Below are 14,360 nucleotides of genomic sequence, written 5' to 3' on the forward strand. Positions count from 1 at the left end.
TCTACTAAATAATAAGCATCGCATCTCCAAAGCTAAAGAAGCGATAGCGTTCCTGTACTGCCTTACGATAGGCTTGTAAAATAAAATCACGATCACTAAATGCACTGACTAACATAATCAATGTTGATTTAGGAAGATGGAAATTCGTTATTAACCCATCAATTGCTTTAAACTCATATGGTGGGTATATAAAAATATCTGTCCAACCACTAGCTTCCACAAACTTCCCATTATTATCTCTGGCGATCGTTTCAAGTGTACGAGTTGACGTTGTCCCAACTGAAATGATTCGACCACCATTTTCCTTAATCTTGGTCAGCGTATCGGCAGTTTCTTTTGTCATGACATAAAACTCTGCATGCATTTTATGATCATCTACATTGTCCACACTTACAGGTCGAAACGTGCCTAGTCCAACATGTAGCGTAATAAATGCGACCGTCACACCCATATTCTCTATTTCCTGCAGTAATTCCTTCGTAAAGTGAAGTCCTGCAGTAGGTGCAGCAGCAGATCCTTGTTCCTTTGCATAGACAGTTTGGTAACGATCTTTTTCTGGTAATTGTTCTTTAATATACGGTGGTAGTGGCATTTCTCCTAACTCATCTAATACTTCATAAAAAATGCCGTCATACGAAAAGGTTAGTACACGCCCACCATGTTCTAGACTATCGATACATGTTGCAGTCAACCGACCATCACCAAATACGAGCTTAGAACCAGTTTTTATTTTTTTAGCAGGCTTTGCTAATACCTCCCAAGTGTCCCCTTCTAGCTGCTTTAACAACAGGATCTCTAGCTTCGCACCTGTGTCCTCTTTTATCCCGTATAACCTTGCGGGAAGTACACGTGTGTCATTTAACACAAGGCAGTCACCTTTTTTTAGATAACTAGTAATATCTGCAAAATGCTTATGGTCAATTTCTTTTGTTTGTCGATTCAACACCATTAATCGAGAAGCACTCCGATCCTTAAGTGGTGTTTGTGCGATCAATGATTCTGGTAAATCAAAGTCAAAATCCTCAATATTCATGCTGTTACTCCTTTAATAAACTAGGATATTCAAAAGGATATTGTCAGATAGTAATTGTAATATCAAGCCATTGGCATATCCTATTAGTTAACGAAACCTTCCTAGGATGAAAAATATAAGCGATAATACGATGCTAACAATAATAGAAGTCATTAGTGGAAAGTAAAACGTGACATTTCCCTTTTTAAACGAGAAATCCCCAGGTAATTTTCCTATTAAGGTCCAAATCAACCCAATAATGAGAAAAACAATCCCAATGATAATTAACATCTTCCCTATATTCATTCGTCCTCATGCACCTTCATTCCAAAATGATGATAGGCTTTCGGCGTTACGATTCTTCCTCTTGGTGTCCGTTGGATAAATCCAATTTGCAATAGGTATGGTTCATAAACATCCTCAATAGTTTGCGATTCCTCTCCTATCGTTGCTGCAATTGTATCTAATCCTACTGGTCCGCCTTTATAGCCCTCGATGATACCTTTCAGAAGTTTGTGATCAATGTGATCGAGGCCGGCATCATCAACCTGTAGCATCTCTAACGCAAGCTCTGTTGTTTGATAACTAATCTCTGTTTCACCTTTTACTTGTGATATATCACGAATTCTTCTAAGTAAACGATTTGCTATACGCGGTGTTCCTCTTGATCTGCGCGCAATTTCAACTGCTGCTTCCTTCGAGATAGATGTCTCAAATATTTCTGCGGTACGTTCGACTATAGCGCATAAATCCTTCGTTTCATAGTATTCCAATCGGCTCAACACACCGAATCGGTCACGTAGCGGAGCGGATAATAGACCTGCTCTCGTTGTTGCCCCCACTAACGTAAATGGTGGTAAGTCAATTCGTACCGACCGCGCACTTGGTCCAGTTCCAATGACAATATCAATAAAAAAATCTTCCATTGCCGAATATAATACTTCTTCAACGGCACGCGGTAGGCGATGAACCTCATCAATAAAAAGAACATCTCCCGCCTCTAAAGACGTCAGTATAGCAGCCAGGTCACCTGCCCGGTCAATTGCTGGTCCAGATGTAGAGCGAAATTGCACTCCCATTTCATTTGATATAATTGCTGCGAGTGTTGTTTTACCAAGTCCAGGCGGTCCATATAATAATACATGGTCTAACGGTTCATTCCGCATTTTAGCAGCCTGAATAAAGATATGAAGGTTTTCTTTTACTTTATCTTGGCCAATATATTGATTTAATGTTGTAGGGCGCAAACTAAGCTCAACGGAAAATTCTTCAGCCTGTAATTCACCAGTAACCATTCGCTCATCCATAATATTGCCCCCTTCTTACTTTTTCATTAATAGACTTAATGCCTTTCGGATAATTTCATCCGTGTTGGTTGTACTTTCAATTTGTTTGCGTAGCTGTGGTAATACTGCCTTTACTTCACGTTCCAAATATCCAAGTGCCTTAAGCGCTTCAATTGCTTCGGTTAGTTCCTCAGTTGTTCCGGTTGATACTGGTGTTGCCTCAATTTCCTCATTAGCAATACTGAAGGTAGATGTTAATTTTCCTTTTAAATCAAGAACGATTTGGCGAGCAGTTTTCTTTCCAACTCCCGGAAAACTTGTTAAAAACTTGTCATCTTCACGTTCAACTGCCGCAACAAACTCTGGAATATTAACACCAGCTAAAATAGCTAACGCACCTTTTGGGCCAATACCTGAAACAGATAATAACCGAGTAAATAAATACTTTTGATCCTCATTTTTAAACCCATAAAGGATTTGCGCATCTTCACGAACATGAAGATAAGTATGTATATGAAAATCATTATTTAATGCTTCCTGAAAAACAAATGGATTTGGACAAATTATTTCATAGCCAACTCCACCGACATCCACCAGTACCGCTTCATCCTGGATGGATACTAATTTACCACGAATATATGCTATCATGTCATCTTCTCCCCTAACAATCCTTTTCCTATTCTAACATAATTTCACCATCTCGGCATCGATGGGAGAATTTGACTTGGTTAATGTTCCTCATAAAAAAAACCTTTGAAAAGTTCAAAGGCTTATTCATTACCAAAAAAGCTTTGTAGCCTTTTGGTAATTTCATCATCTACTTTTAATTGCTTACCATTTAAGTTACGCATTCTTTCCCAATAATTCTCGTCTGTATAAACGACAATTTCTTTATTAGGTTCAACCTGGCGTACTTCTTGCTCGACAATTTCATTAAGGTTTGGGTATTCGTGATTTTCCGTAAGTACCGCCACAATAATCCGATCATCCGTTTCAGCAACTTGAGCTTGGACGATTTCTTTACGTTTTGCTAGATATTCTGCGATTAATAATGTCTTTTCATTTGTGTAACGGTCTTCATTTTTTGCGTTAAGATTTTTATCTCCCTCATTCACATATTCTTGCTCACTTTGTGGATAGCCACCTAATTCACCAATTGTTTTATCCCGTTCGCCCATCCGATTTTCTTGTTCCTTAGGTGTTTCATAATTTATCGGCTGTGTGCGGTTTGGTGTATCAGAATGGTTAGAATCATTCATACCCTCCTCTGAATTGCCACATCCAGCGATAACTAGAATACTAAAGCATAGTAGAATTTTGCCACGCATAAATAAAACCTCCCTTATAGCTAGTTTGCTAAAAGAGAGGTTATTTACAACAGGATAAATTATCCTTAACGTTTAAATTGTGGCAATGGATTTCGTTTGTGAGCAGAGCGATTATGCATCCGTTCAATCACAGCTTTATCTGCTTCAGGAATTGTTTCTCCTTTTAAATAGGCATCGATTTTGTCATAGGTTGTTCCCATCTCAGCTTCATCTGTTTGCCCTTCCCAAAGGTCTGCACTCGGCTTTTTCGTAATGACTTCATCTGGAACGCCAAGATATTTGGCTAATTCACGAACTTCACCTTTAGAAAAATCAACAATTGGTAAAATATCTACGCCGCCATCTCCATATTTCGTGAAGTATCCAGTAAACCATTCTGCAGCATTATCTGTTCCCACAACTATATAGTTAAAGTTAGTTGCAATTGTATATAATGTACTCATTCGTAATCTCGCACGAAGGTTCGCATCTGCCAATTTTCCATTTTCTTCGTTATATTCTTCTTTTAATTGTGACTTAATTTGTGAGAACATCACGTGATGCGTCTCTGCTAAGTCTACTTTTACACCTTTAATGCCAGATGCTTCGATAACCTTCTCGGCATGCTTCATACCTTCTGGATCACTATTAAGTGGCATAATAACACCTAAAGAATTATCTGGACAAGCTCGCTTAATTAAGTTAGCAACGACAGCAGAGTCAATTCCCCCACTTACACCAACTAATAGACCATCTACACCTGCTTGTTTTACTTGATCCTGCAGCCAAGCTACAATATCCGCTACTACTTTTTCCAAAATAATCGCTCCTTTTGTCTTTTTCTACCCTAATTGAAGAGACTTCCAAGGCTTCTAAACCTCAGAAGCACCTTTCCAGTTAGATACAATATGATTATTTTACCATTATTTTAGAATTAGTTAAAAATTTTTTTCTTTGGATCCATTCCATTTCCATCGTTTGCAAATAAGATTCCACACTAGTTAGACCTCTTTTGGACAGAAAATGCAACCATTCCCGAACCAAATCACTTGGTATAAAAACCGAATAGAGAAATTGTTCTAGTTTTTCATCGTCAATCATGTCATAAGCAAGTAATTGTTCAACATCCCAATCAATAGTCGGTAAAAATCGTTGCCCTAATTGAATATAATCATATAAAGGAGTTGTACAATGCAATAAGTCGAAATCAATAATAAAACTTCTTTCATTTTGAATAAAATTGTGAGAAGCTACATCACCATGTACCCACATACCCTTTTGTTCTGCTTCTAGCTGATCCTGGTACCATGGAAATCCTGAGACAATTTCAATGGATTCCTTCATCGTTAGAAGAATATCATCAAACAGTGTACTATAACCATATTGATGAAAAATGGCTTCCGTTTCCTTCAATTTATACAATCTAGATTGCCATCGTTTATAAAACAACGGTTTTTTTAATGTGTTATGCAAGTAAATTCCACTTGCATGATGGTGAAATTGTTTTACAGCACGCACAGCTCTTTCTCGGTCTTCTTCAATCTGATAGCTTAATTTTCGTCCAGGAATATAAGGCGAAATCGTCCAATAATAATTCGTACCAATTGAAATTTCCTTTTTGCCATTCGGAAATCGCACGAACGGGACAATCACAGGTGAACGAATTGCTTCAAAAAAATCCCACTGCTGTTTCATGTTTGCAGCATCCAAATGTCCTTTTAATATATAGCATTCTCCAGTACTCGCTTCTAGAAAGTAAACATTTTGCTTGATTGAATATAATTTTTTTGCTAGTAAATTCCCCTCCACATACAAAAAAGAAGAGAGACGATTAATACGATTATCGTCTCTACTTAGTTGATTGTTCACTCAGATAACTCTTCCTTATCTTGCGTTCGCAAATCCCCAAAACTAGGCGGGGTTGGAAATGCATTGGTGTCATGTCCTGACATTGTCGGATAAGTAGAGGTCGGTCCTGTTTGGGTTGGCATTGTGAATGCTTGATTTGGAAGATTTACATTTGGATTAAAGCCAAATTCAGGCACTATTCCCATCGGCGGGAACTGGTTCATTGTAGTTCTTCCTCCGCCACACCCACAATCATCATAGGCCATCTCCTGGATTGGCATTACCGGAGCAGGGTACCCCATTTGTTGTGGCATAAATTGTGGAAGTGATACTGGTTGTGGTCCAACTGGTACTCCTCCATAGCATGGATGAACTGGAAAACATGGAACCATTTGTACTGGCTGTTGAATCGGATGATAAATTGGTTGCTGGACTGGCTGTTGAATCGGTTGCTGGGCAGGTTGTTCAATCGGATGAACCGCCTCTGCTGTAGATGATTCATCTGTTGGAAAATTAAACGTTAGATAATTTAATTCTTGTTCAATTAGAGGAAACTGTGCTGTTTCCGGTTGTGAAATTGGCTGTGGCAGAGGTTGTGGTATTTGCGGCATTTGTGGCATCTGTGGCATTGGCATTTGTGGCTGAACTTCCTTGATTGGTTGTACCTCATCTTCATTTATCACCGGTAATGGCTTTGGCGAAATATCCAAATAAGGTTGTTCTACCTGTGGTTGTATTTGCACTTCTTTTGGCTTTGTTTGCATTTCCTTTAAGGCGGTTTCTTTTTTAACTGTCTTAGCTGATGTCGGTATTCGAATCTTCATTCCTGGCATAATCATATCTGGACTTGCGATATGTGAATTTGCTTGTTTTAATTGCTCGAAATCCACTCCATATTGCTTAGACAATTCCCATAATATATCCCCTTTTTGTACAATATGAATCTTCAATGTAAAACCGAACTCCTTTCACTTCTGTATTCTGGGCTGTTTACTCTCTATCAAGATATGCAATTCAAATATAAATGTTGAACCTTATTCAAAATTTATCCTTTCTTTTCTTCTTTAATAAAAATCACATTTATTCGTAATTTAGCCAAAAAAATTGAGAGCCACTTTCTACAAACAAAAGTGCCTCTCATAGCAAACATTATTCAACAAACTCAAATTCAAATTGGAGAATACGAATCGTATCGCCATCTTCTGCGCCTCTTTTTCGCAGTTCTTCATCAACACCCATAGAACGCATTTGGCGGGCAAAACGACGAATTGCTTCATCGCGATTAAAATCTGTCATTTTAAATAATTTTTCTATTTTCGGACCAGAGACAACGTATGCCCCGTCGTCATCTCTAGTTATTTCGAATCCTTTATCTTCCTTCTGATAACGGTAAACAACGGTTTCCTCTGTTTCTTCAAGCTGTGGTGCAAATTTAGGGATAGATTCTAATAAATCTGCTACCGCAAATAAGATATCTCGTAGTCCCTCTTTCGTCAGTGCTGAAATAGGATAAACAGGAATATCTGAACCAAGTTGTTCTTTAAAGCGTTCTAAATTGTCTTCCGCTCCTGGCATATCCATTTTATTTGCCGCAATTATCTGTGGTCTTGTCATCAGCTTTTCATCATATTCACGTAGTTCACTATTGATCTTTTGATAATCATCAAACGGATCTCTACCTTCCGTACCAGCCATATCAATGACATGAATAATAACTCTTGTCCGTTCAACATGTCTCAAAAATTGATGTCCAAGTCCTACACCTTCACTTGCACCTTCGATAAGTCCTGGTAAATCCGCTAACACGAAGCTCCGTTGATCTCCAGTATCCACTACGCCTAAGTTAGGTGCTAAGGTTGTAAAATGATAATCAGCAATTTTGGGACGTGCGGCACTAACGACTGATAGCAAAGTCGATTTTCCTACACTTGGAAATCCGACCAATCCTACATCAGCAATTAATTTTAACTCTACTTTAATGGTACGTTCCTCACCTGGTTCCCCATTTTCAGCGAAGTCTGGTGCTGGATTCCGTGGTGAAGCAAAGCGCGTATTTCCTCTACCTCCACGTCCACCTTTAACAATAACTGCTTCTTGTTCATGTATCGTAAGGTCAGCTAGTACTTGACCTGTATCTTCATCTATTACGGTAGTTCCAGGTGGTACAGGTACAATAAGCGGCGATGCATTTCGTCCATGCTGTCCCTTACTCATCCCATTTTCTCCACGTTTTGCTTTAAAATGTCGGTTATAGCGAAAATCCATTAACGTATTAAGACCCTCGTCAACCTTGAAGACAACATCTCCACCATCTCCGCCATCTCCACCAGCAGGACCACCCTTTGGCACATATTTTTCTCTACGGTATGCAACAAGGCCATTTCCACCATCTCCAGCCTTTACATACACACTGACTTGATCTACAAACATATACTCACCTCTTCTATTCAGGCAGGAATCGAAAACGTACAAATTATTTCTGAATCCGATTCATTTACGTCGATCGCCCCATTAACATGATCGATATTATTTTGAATTATTTTTTTTAATGCTTCATAATCAATAGTACGTCCCGGAAGACTAGTTATTAATTCGATTGTAGCTTCCTTTACGACTAGCTGAATATTACCTTCAACTACTTCCAAATCGTTCTGCACAACGTCTGCAATGGATTCGATTAGCGCATTCCCATAAGTTGTTAATGTCATATCATAAGCCGCTAAATTTCGATTCGTTGTATGTATATCGTATGTAAAACGTATGTTATTATGAAGCCAATTTACTTGCATTAGCCATAAAGCGAAATTTGGGCAGTTACTATTCATCAACAGTCTTTCTCGACTAAATGCCGCAATAATTTCCTCCACTTTTGCATTTACTTTTTCCGTCTTGCCCATACTTAAATATCCATGAACAATCTGCAACTCATTCATTAAATCATGTCGCTGTAATCGTAATAACTGAATAACTTCCTTCGCATCCATACTATCCCCCCGTAGGTAGCATTATAGCAAAAACAACAAGATCATGAAATGCCAATAATCTTATCGTAATAAAAAAGCTCCAACCATCTACTAGTTGGAGCTTTTAGTCATAGCCAATTATTATGCTTCTTGAGCAACTGGATATACACTAACTTTTTTGCGGTCACGACCAAAGCGTTCGAACTTCACAACACCATCGATTTTAGCAAAAAGTGTGTCATCACCACCACGGCCTACGTTTTCACCTGGATAGATTTTTGTACCGCGTTGACGATATAAAATAGATCCACCTGTAACGAACTGACCGTCAGCACGTTTCGCGCCAAGACGTTTTGATTCAGAATCACGACCGTTTTTTGTACTACCTACACCTTTTTTAGATGCAAAAAACTGTAAATCTAGACGTAGCATTCAGCACACCTCCTTATTTACTTTGTATTGTTATAAATTGATTATAGTCACGTTCAATTGTTTCTAGTGATACAATCATGCCCTTAAGTAAGAGCTGTACCTTTTCCATTACTGCTGGAGCAATAGAGTCAGGAATTGTTGCACAAAGGTAACCACCATTTGCGCCTTGTTCAATGTCTAGGTCAATACCCGTCAGTTCAGAAACAGCATTCACTGCACCAAAGGAAACTGCGGATACACCTGCACAAACTAAGTCGTATCCATATGGTCCACTTTCTGCATGTCCAGATAACTCAAAGGACTTTATTTGATTATTATCTCGATATACAGTGACATGTATCATGGAACAAACCCTTATTAGTTAATTTTTTCAATTACAAGTTTTGTGTAAGGTTGACGATGACCTTGCTTCTTATGATAGTTTTTCTTAGGTTTGAATTTGAATACAGTAACTTTCTTTTGACGACCATGTTTTTCAACTTTAGCCGTTACTGTAGCACCATCAACATATGGAGAACCAACTTTAACGTTTTCTCCACCTACGAAAAGAACCTTGTCAAAAGTAACAGTTTCGTTCACGTCTGCTGCAACTTTTTCAACGTAAACTACTTGGCCTTCTTCAACTTTAATTTGCTTACCGCCTGTTTCGATAATAGCGTACATAACTTGCACCTCCTTAATATACTCAGACTCGCCATACAGGTACTCTAAAGAAGAGTTTCAAAACCTGTTCTGTGCGGTTGTAGCACGGGTGCTACGATGAATAACATACAAATGTTATCATGCAGATACTAGTTTGTCAAGTTCATGTAATAACAGAAGTTGCAATTTCACCAATTGATTTATCAAACTGTTTATCAAAAAAATAGCTTCGCAAACAATCATTCTCATCTATTGAAAGCCGTGACGCATCCGGCATTCGAACATATATAGGATGCCTCTTGTCCCTTCTAAATTGAGAAAACACCGCCATTAATGGGGTTTGATGCGAAACCGTTAATGGGTTTATGGACTTTATTTGTGCATCTCCATTATACCGATTTAGTAAAAAACGTATAAAGACATAATGGCGCTTGTTCCATTCCGAACGATTTTCAATTAGTAAAAAGACTAAAATTAGAAAAACACTTAACGTAAAGGGATATAAAAGTAGCTGTAAAAGGATTAAGGTAACGGCAAATATCATGGAGAACAGCACGATACTATGATATGCCTTTTGATATGGTAAGTTAATTGATAACAAAAAAAACAACAGTTTTCCACCGTCCAGCGGCCAAATCGGTAATAGATTAAATATTAAAATAGATGTGTTATACAGTAATATTAATTCCACCAGAGACTCTGGAATGAAGGAACTAATTGATCCTATGTAGACGATGAAATAAATAATCACATGCTGAAACGGTCCCGCTATGGTTACAATGATTTCTTCGTGAAATGGTTTGTTCCCAAACTCATCTGTATCCATGACACCACCAAAAACCCACAGCATCACTTGCCTAACACGCCACTTAAAATAAGCCGCTGCAAGATAATGTCCAAGTTCATGGAATAAAACGATTGACAGAATCACTAGCATCTCTACAAATGTACCGGTAAGCACGGAAATGATGATAAAGATAATCAAGATTGGATGGATATGTATTGGTGGGAGTAACTTTTTAATTTTCATCAACTTCTATCACTTGTACCGGATCGATATATTCATTATCCTTCTCAATTGCAAAAAATACCATTTCATTTTCTTCTGTTGGCGTGAATTCCCCAATTCGTTGATGAGCTGTAATTATTTGATATAAATGAACATCAATTGAACTTAAAAAACCATATGTCGAGGTTGATCCATCAGGATGCTGGATTACAACTGTTTTCTTCGAGTTTCGATCATTCCCAGCAAATACAACTATACCTTCGTTAAGCGCAGCAACTGAAGTTGTTTCTGTCGGTGCGATCATTATCCCTGTACCATTTGCCTGAAAGGTTTCAATTACATTTCCAGAAACAGGAAGTGCAAGCGTTGTTTCTTCATCTGTAGCTTCCTTTCGTTCAGGCGAAAAGGCAAGCGGCTCACCGAGGGCATCCTGATACCACTGGTAGACACTAGCAAATGGGAATTCTTCTGTTAATGCCGTACTTGTCCATTCTTTAGGCGCCTCTAAAAAACTCGCATCATTTTGCCATAAAATAGCTACGGCAAAGAATAGTAAGACCGAAACAGTTCCTTTTAAAATAATACCTGTAATCATATTACTGCTTTTATAATTTGAGGTAGAAGCATCAAGAAAATTAGGATAGAATCCATGTTTTTCTTCATCTTGAGGCAAAGAAGGTAACATTGTATTCAGTGTATTTCTTTTTGCATGAACTGGTAATCCTCGAGATTTTTTTCGATTCGTTATCGACTTGCGTACATCCTTAATTTCTTTCTTCATTAGTCCTCACATTCCTTCATTATTCTTTTGTACAAGTGTATGAAAGAATGAAGAAAGATATGATAGACAACCCTATAAATAGAAAAAAGATGAACTAAAATACCTTCAGTTCACCTTTTTAGTCTATCTATGCACGAATTCCGAAGAATTTTTTGACCTTTTGGAACATACCAGATTCATCGTCCAATGATTGTAATGGAACAGATTCACCAAGAATTCTACGGGCGATATTTCTGTATGCAATGGAAGCTTTTGTATTTGGTTGAAAAGCAACAGGCTCTCCATGGTTCGATGCTTTTATAACTTCATCATCATCTAAAACAATACCAATTAAATCGATAGATAATATCTGTACAATTTCATCAATATCTAGCATATCACCATTTTTCATCATATGCTTCCGAATACGATTTATCACAAGACTAGGTGGCTCCATGTCCTCCTTCTCTAGTAAACCAATGATACGATCGGCATCACGAACACTAGATTTTTCGGGTGTCGTAACCACTATTGCCCTATCGGCACCTGCCACCGCATTCTGATAACCTTGCTCAATTCCAGCAGGACAATCGATGATTATGTAATCATATTCTGTTTTCAGCTCTTTAATAATCTCACGCATTCCCTCAGGTGTTACGGCAGATTTATCACTTGTTTGTGCAGCTGGTAATAACGATAAATAATCAAAACGCTTATCCTTAATCAATGCCTGCTTTAGCTTGCATCTCCCTTGAACAACATCCACAATATCATACACAATACGATTTTCAAGCCCCATGACAACATCAAGGTTACGTAATCCGATATCTGTATCGATTAAACAAACCTTCTTACCCATTAATGCAAGAGCTGTTCCTATATTAGCTGTAGTAGTCGTTTTACCAACTCCACCTTTACCAGATGTTATTACTATTGCTTCACCCATTGATTATTCTCCTTTCAAATCCATTTAACTTTTTACGTCTATGTGTTAAAGCTTGTAATCTATCAATTATAATTTTATCTTTCGTCGTATCAATTAGACCACATTCCATATACACACCATCTGATTCATAGTCCGGAGCACGACTAATATAATCTGCTATACGGAGCTGACTAGGATTCATATAGGAAGCTGTAATAATCGCATTTTTATCACCATTCGAGCCAGCATGTGCAATGCCATGTAAACTACCCATGATATAGATGTTTCCTGTTGAAACTACCTTTCCACCGGGATTAACATCGCCAATTAACAGTATGTCCCCTGTTACCTCAAGAACTTGTCCAGAGCGAACGATACGATTCATTACTTTCACATCGGCATCCTCTAACATGGCAAGTGCATCATCTTTTAAAATGACATTTGATTCAAGTGATTGTACGGTAAACGGGTTTTCACTCGTAATAATCGTTTCTAATTGTTCCTTTTGATCATCATATAAGAACCGATTGCCAAGTTTTACGGTTACCTTGACAACTGGTTCATCTTTTTGCGGACGATTGACAGTTAATTTCTCTTGTAACTCCCTACACGCATCTTCAAATGAACAACGATCATCGATAAAAAGTGTTAGTCCATCTCGTGTCCCCTTAATGGTTACATATTGATTTTGCTTTGTTTCTTGCAAATGTTTCACCTCATTCGTACTTCTATTTATGCAGTGTTAGGGTTTTTAAGTTTTGCATATTGTGTGTGTCTATCTACTATCAAAACTGATTATTCCATTTAGCAAGTCGCTTTGCTAATAATGGATATAAAAGTAAGATGAATAACGAATTTGCTAATATGGATGGTATTAAACGATCCATAAGATAATCAATCCATGTAGCATCCATAATACCAACTACGAAATAAATCGTATTAATTATTACTTCAGCAACTGTTATCCCTATTATACCAAATAATAGAACAGTATAAATATTACTATGCAACATATTTCGCAGACCATGGATAAAATAGATAACAACACAATAGGTAAACATGTATACACCAAGGACACCAGTATATACAACATCGATTAACAAGCCAAAAACACCCGCATATATTATCGAATGATACGTATTATCACGATCATAGAAAATCGTTACAAGGATAAGGAACATGAGCACCCAATGCGGGGTTATCATTAAATCCCCATCAATTAATGAGCTTGGGAGAATATCCAAAGCAATGCCTTCCATCACAACTAAAAGTAGAAGAATAAGGGGTAGGAACAAACGTCTCATTCCTCATCCCCCTCTTCACCTTCCAATATCCGATCTACAACGACTACATTATTTAGTTCATACATATTAGCTGCAGGCTTTATTAATGCTGTTCTTGTTAATCCATACTGATCTGGGATGACTTCTTTAACAGTTCCAATAGGAAGTCCTGCTGGAAAAACGCCACCCATTCCGGAGGATACAACAAGCTCGCCCTCTTCTAAATCTTGATCCGATTCTTCGATAATTTTAAATAAGAGCGAATTGGTATCGGCATCATACTCTTCAATCAATCCAAATATATCATTACCCTCTTCACGTGAGATTGTTGCTGAAATTCGGTTAAATTGATCAAATCCTGTCAATAATTGAACAGTCGATGTTAATTTGGAAACACTTTGTATTTTACCTACCATTCCAGCTGCAGTGATTACCGCCATATTCGGTTTAACTCCCGCAATAGACCCTTTATTAATGGTAACTTGATCTATCCATCGCTCTGGCGATCTTGCCGTCACTGTAGCATGTATTGGATTATACGATCGAATAGAGTCTTCCTTATCAACTAATTCTCGTAACTCTTTATTTTCTTCTTTGATTTCTTGTACTTCATAAATTAACCCTTTGTACTGCGCTATTTTTTCACGTAATAATTGGTTTTCATTGTACGTATTTTTTATATCATCAACATTGTTGATGATATTGGTCACTCCCTTAATTGGCGCTGATAGCACATTTTGCATCCAGCCAACCGTATCACTAATAAATTGCTCACCAGTTGTGAGATTCGTACGGTCTTTTAGTGAGAACCCTATTAAAACGACAAGTACGATAATTCCTATGAGTATGGTAAATAATCTTTTTTTTCGAAACAATGACATCAAGACACCTAC

Annotated in this window: 19 protein-coding genes and 1 other annotated feature; all 19 genes read right to left on the bottom strand. The window is 37.8% G+C overall.

Annotation, left to right across the window (positions count from 1 at the left end):
* Positions 1–4: 4 nt before the first annotated feature.
* Entirely contained in the window at positions 5–1,033 is a 1,029-nt protein-coding gene (queA, locus tag JF53_RS00835) for a tRNA preQ1(34) S-adenosylmethionine ribosyltransferase-isomerase QueA (protein ID WP_047979706.1), read from the bottom strand.
* An 87-nt stretch (positions 1,034–1,120) separates the two neighbouring features.
* Positions 1,121–1,318: a DUF2905 domain-containing protein gene (locus JF53_RS00840; RefSeq protein WP_047979707.1), complete on the bottom strand. Its 198-nt coding sequence runs from the start codon at positions 1,316–1,318 to the stop codon at positions 1,121–1,123.
* Complete coding sequence (gene ruvB, locus JF53_RS00845; RefSeq protein WP_047979708.1) at positions 1,315–2,319, bottom strand: Holliday junction branch migration DNA helicase RuvB; 1,005 nt, start codon at positions 2,317–2,319, stop codon at positions 1,315–1,317. The genes JF53_RS00840 and ruvB overlap by 4 nt, the downstream gene beginning before the upstream one ends.
* A 15-nt stretch (positions 2,320–2,334) precedes the next feature.
* A complete protein-coding gene (ruvA, locus tag JF53_RS00850) occupies positions 2,335–2,946 on the bottom strand; it encodes a Holliday junction branch migration protein RuvA (RefSeq protein WP_047979709.1) in 612 nt (203 codons plus the stop codon).
* A gap of 122 nt (positions 2,947–3,068) precedes the next feature.
* Positions 3,069–3,626, bottom strand: coding sequence for a YhcN/YlaJ family sporulation lipoprotein (locus JF53_RS00855; protein WP_047979710.1), 558 nt, complete (start codon positions 3,624–3,626; stop codon positions 3,069–3,071).
* Between the two features lie 65 nt (positions 3,627–3,691).
* Entirely contained in the window at positions 3,692–4,423 is a 732-nt protein-coding gene (nadE, locus tag JF53_RS00860; RefSeq protein WP_047979711.1) for an NAD(+) synthase, read from the bottom strand.
* Positions 4,424–4,517: 94 nt separating this feature from the next.
* Entirely contained in the window at positions 4,518–5,474 is a 957-nt protein-coding gene (locus JF53_RS00865; protein ID WP_047979712.1) for a phosphotransferase, read from the bottom strand.
* Entirely contained in the window at positions 5,471–6,403 is a 933-nt protein-coding gene (gene safA, locus JF53_RS00870; RefSeq protein ID WP_053351190.1) for a SafA/ExsA family spore coat assembly protein, read from the bottom strand. Before safA ends, JF53_RS00865 begins: the two co-directional genes overlap by 4 nt.
* 199 nt (positions 6,404–6,602) lie before the next feature.
* Positions 6,603–7,883 (bottom strand): GTPase ObgE, encoded by a 1,281-nt coding sequence (obgE, locus tag JF53_RS00875; protein WP_047981712.1) that lies wholly within the window; start codon positions 7,881–7,883, stop codon positions 6,603–6,605.
* A gap of 17 nt (positions 7,884–7,900) precedes the next feature.
* Positions 7,901–8,437, bottom strand: coding sequence for a Spo0B domain-containing protein (locus JF53_RS00880; protein WP_053071937.1), 537 nt, complete (start codon positions 8,435–8,437; stop codon positions 7,901–7,903).
* Positions 8,438–8,557: 120 nt separating this feature from the next.
* On the bottom strand, positions 8,558–8,848 hold the full coding sequence (gene rpmA, locus JF53_RS00885) for a 50S ribosomal protein L27 (protein WP_047981711.1): 291 nt from the start codon (positions 8,846–8,848) through the stop codon (positions 8,558–8,560).
* A gap of 13 nt (positions 8,849–8,861) precedes the next feature.
* The gene (locus JF53_RS00890; protein WP_047981710.1) at positions 8,862–9,191 is read right to left on the bottom strand and encodes a ribosomal-processing cysteine protease Prp; all 330 of its coding nucleotides are present in this window, start codon (positions 9,189–9,191) and stop codon (positions 8,862–8,864) included.
* 14 nt (positions 9,192–9,205) lie between these two features.
* Positions 9,206–9,511, bottom strand: coding sequence for a 50S ribosomal protein L21 (rplU, locus tag JF53_RS00895; RefSeq protein WP_047981709.1), 306 nt, complete (start codon positions 9,509–9,511; stop codon positions 9,206–9,208).
* Between the two features lie 14 nt (positions 9,512–9,525).
* Positions 9,526–9,600: a sequence feature (ribosomal protein L21 leader region), on the bottom strand.
* Positions 9,601–9,653: 53 nt separating this feature from the next.
* On the bottom strand, positions 9,654–10,520 hold the full coding sequence (locus tag JF53_RS00900; RefSeq protein ID WP_047981708.1) for a site-2 protease family protein: 867 nt from the start codon (positions 10,518–10,520) through the stop codon (positions 9,654–9,656).
* The gene (locus JF53_RS00905; RefSeq protein WP_047981707.1) at positions 10,510–11,280 is read right to left on the bottom strand and encodes a M23 family metallopeptidase; all 771 of its coding nucleotides are present in this window, start codon (positions 11,278–11,280) and stop codon (positions 10,510–10,512) included. Before JF53_RS00905 ends, JF53_RS00900 begins: the two co-directional genes overlap by 11 nt.
* Before the next feature lie 127 nt (positions 11,281–11,407).
* Positions 11,408–12,205 (bottom strand): septum site-determining protein MinD, encoded by a 798-nt coding sequence (gene minD / locus JF53_RS00910; RefSeq protein WP_047981706.1) that lies wholly within the window; start codon positions 12,203–12,205, stop codon positions 11,408–11,410.
* Positions 12,198–12,890: a septum site-determining protein MinC gene (minC, locus tag JF53_RS00915; RefSeq protein WP_047981705.1), complete on the bottom strand. Its 693-nt coding sequence runs from the start codon at positions 12,888–12,890 to the stop codon at positions 12,198–12,200. Before minC ends, minD begins: the two co-directional genes overlap by 8 nt.
* A 79-nt stretch (positions 12,891–12,969) precedes the next feature.
* A complete protein-coding gene (gene mreD, locus JF53_RS00920) occupies positions 12,970–13,488 on the bottom strand; it encodes a rod shape-determining protein MreD (RefSeq protein ID WP_047981704.1) in 519 nt (172 codons plus the stop codon).
* Complete coding sequence (gene mreC / locus JF53_RS00925; RefSeq protein ID WP_047981703.1) at positions 13,485–14,348, bottom strand: rod shape-determining protein MreC; 864 nt, start codon at positions 14,346–14,348, stop codon at positions 13,485–13,487. Before mreC ends, mreD begins: the two co-directional genes overlap by 4 nt.
* Positions 14,349–14,360: the final 12 nt, after the last annotated feature.

This window comes from Ornithinibacillus contaminans, from assembly GCF_001038425.2.
GTDB lineage: Bacteria > Bacillota > Bacilli > Bacillales > Amphibacillaceae > Ornithinibacillus > Ornithinibacillus contaminans.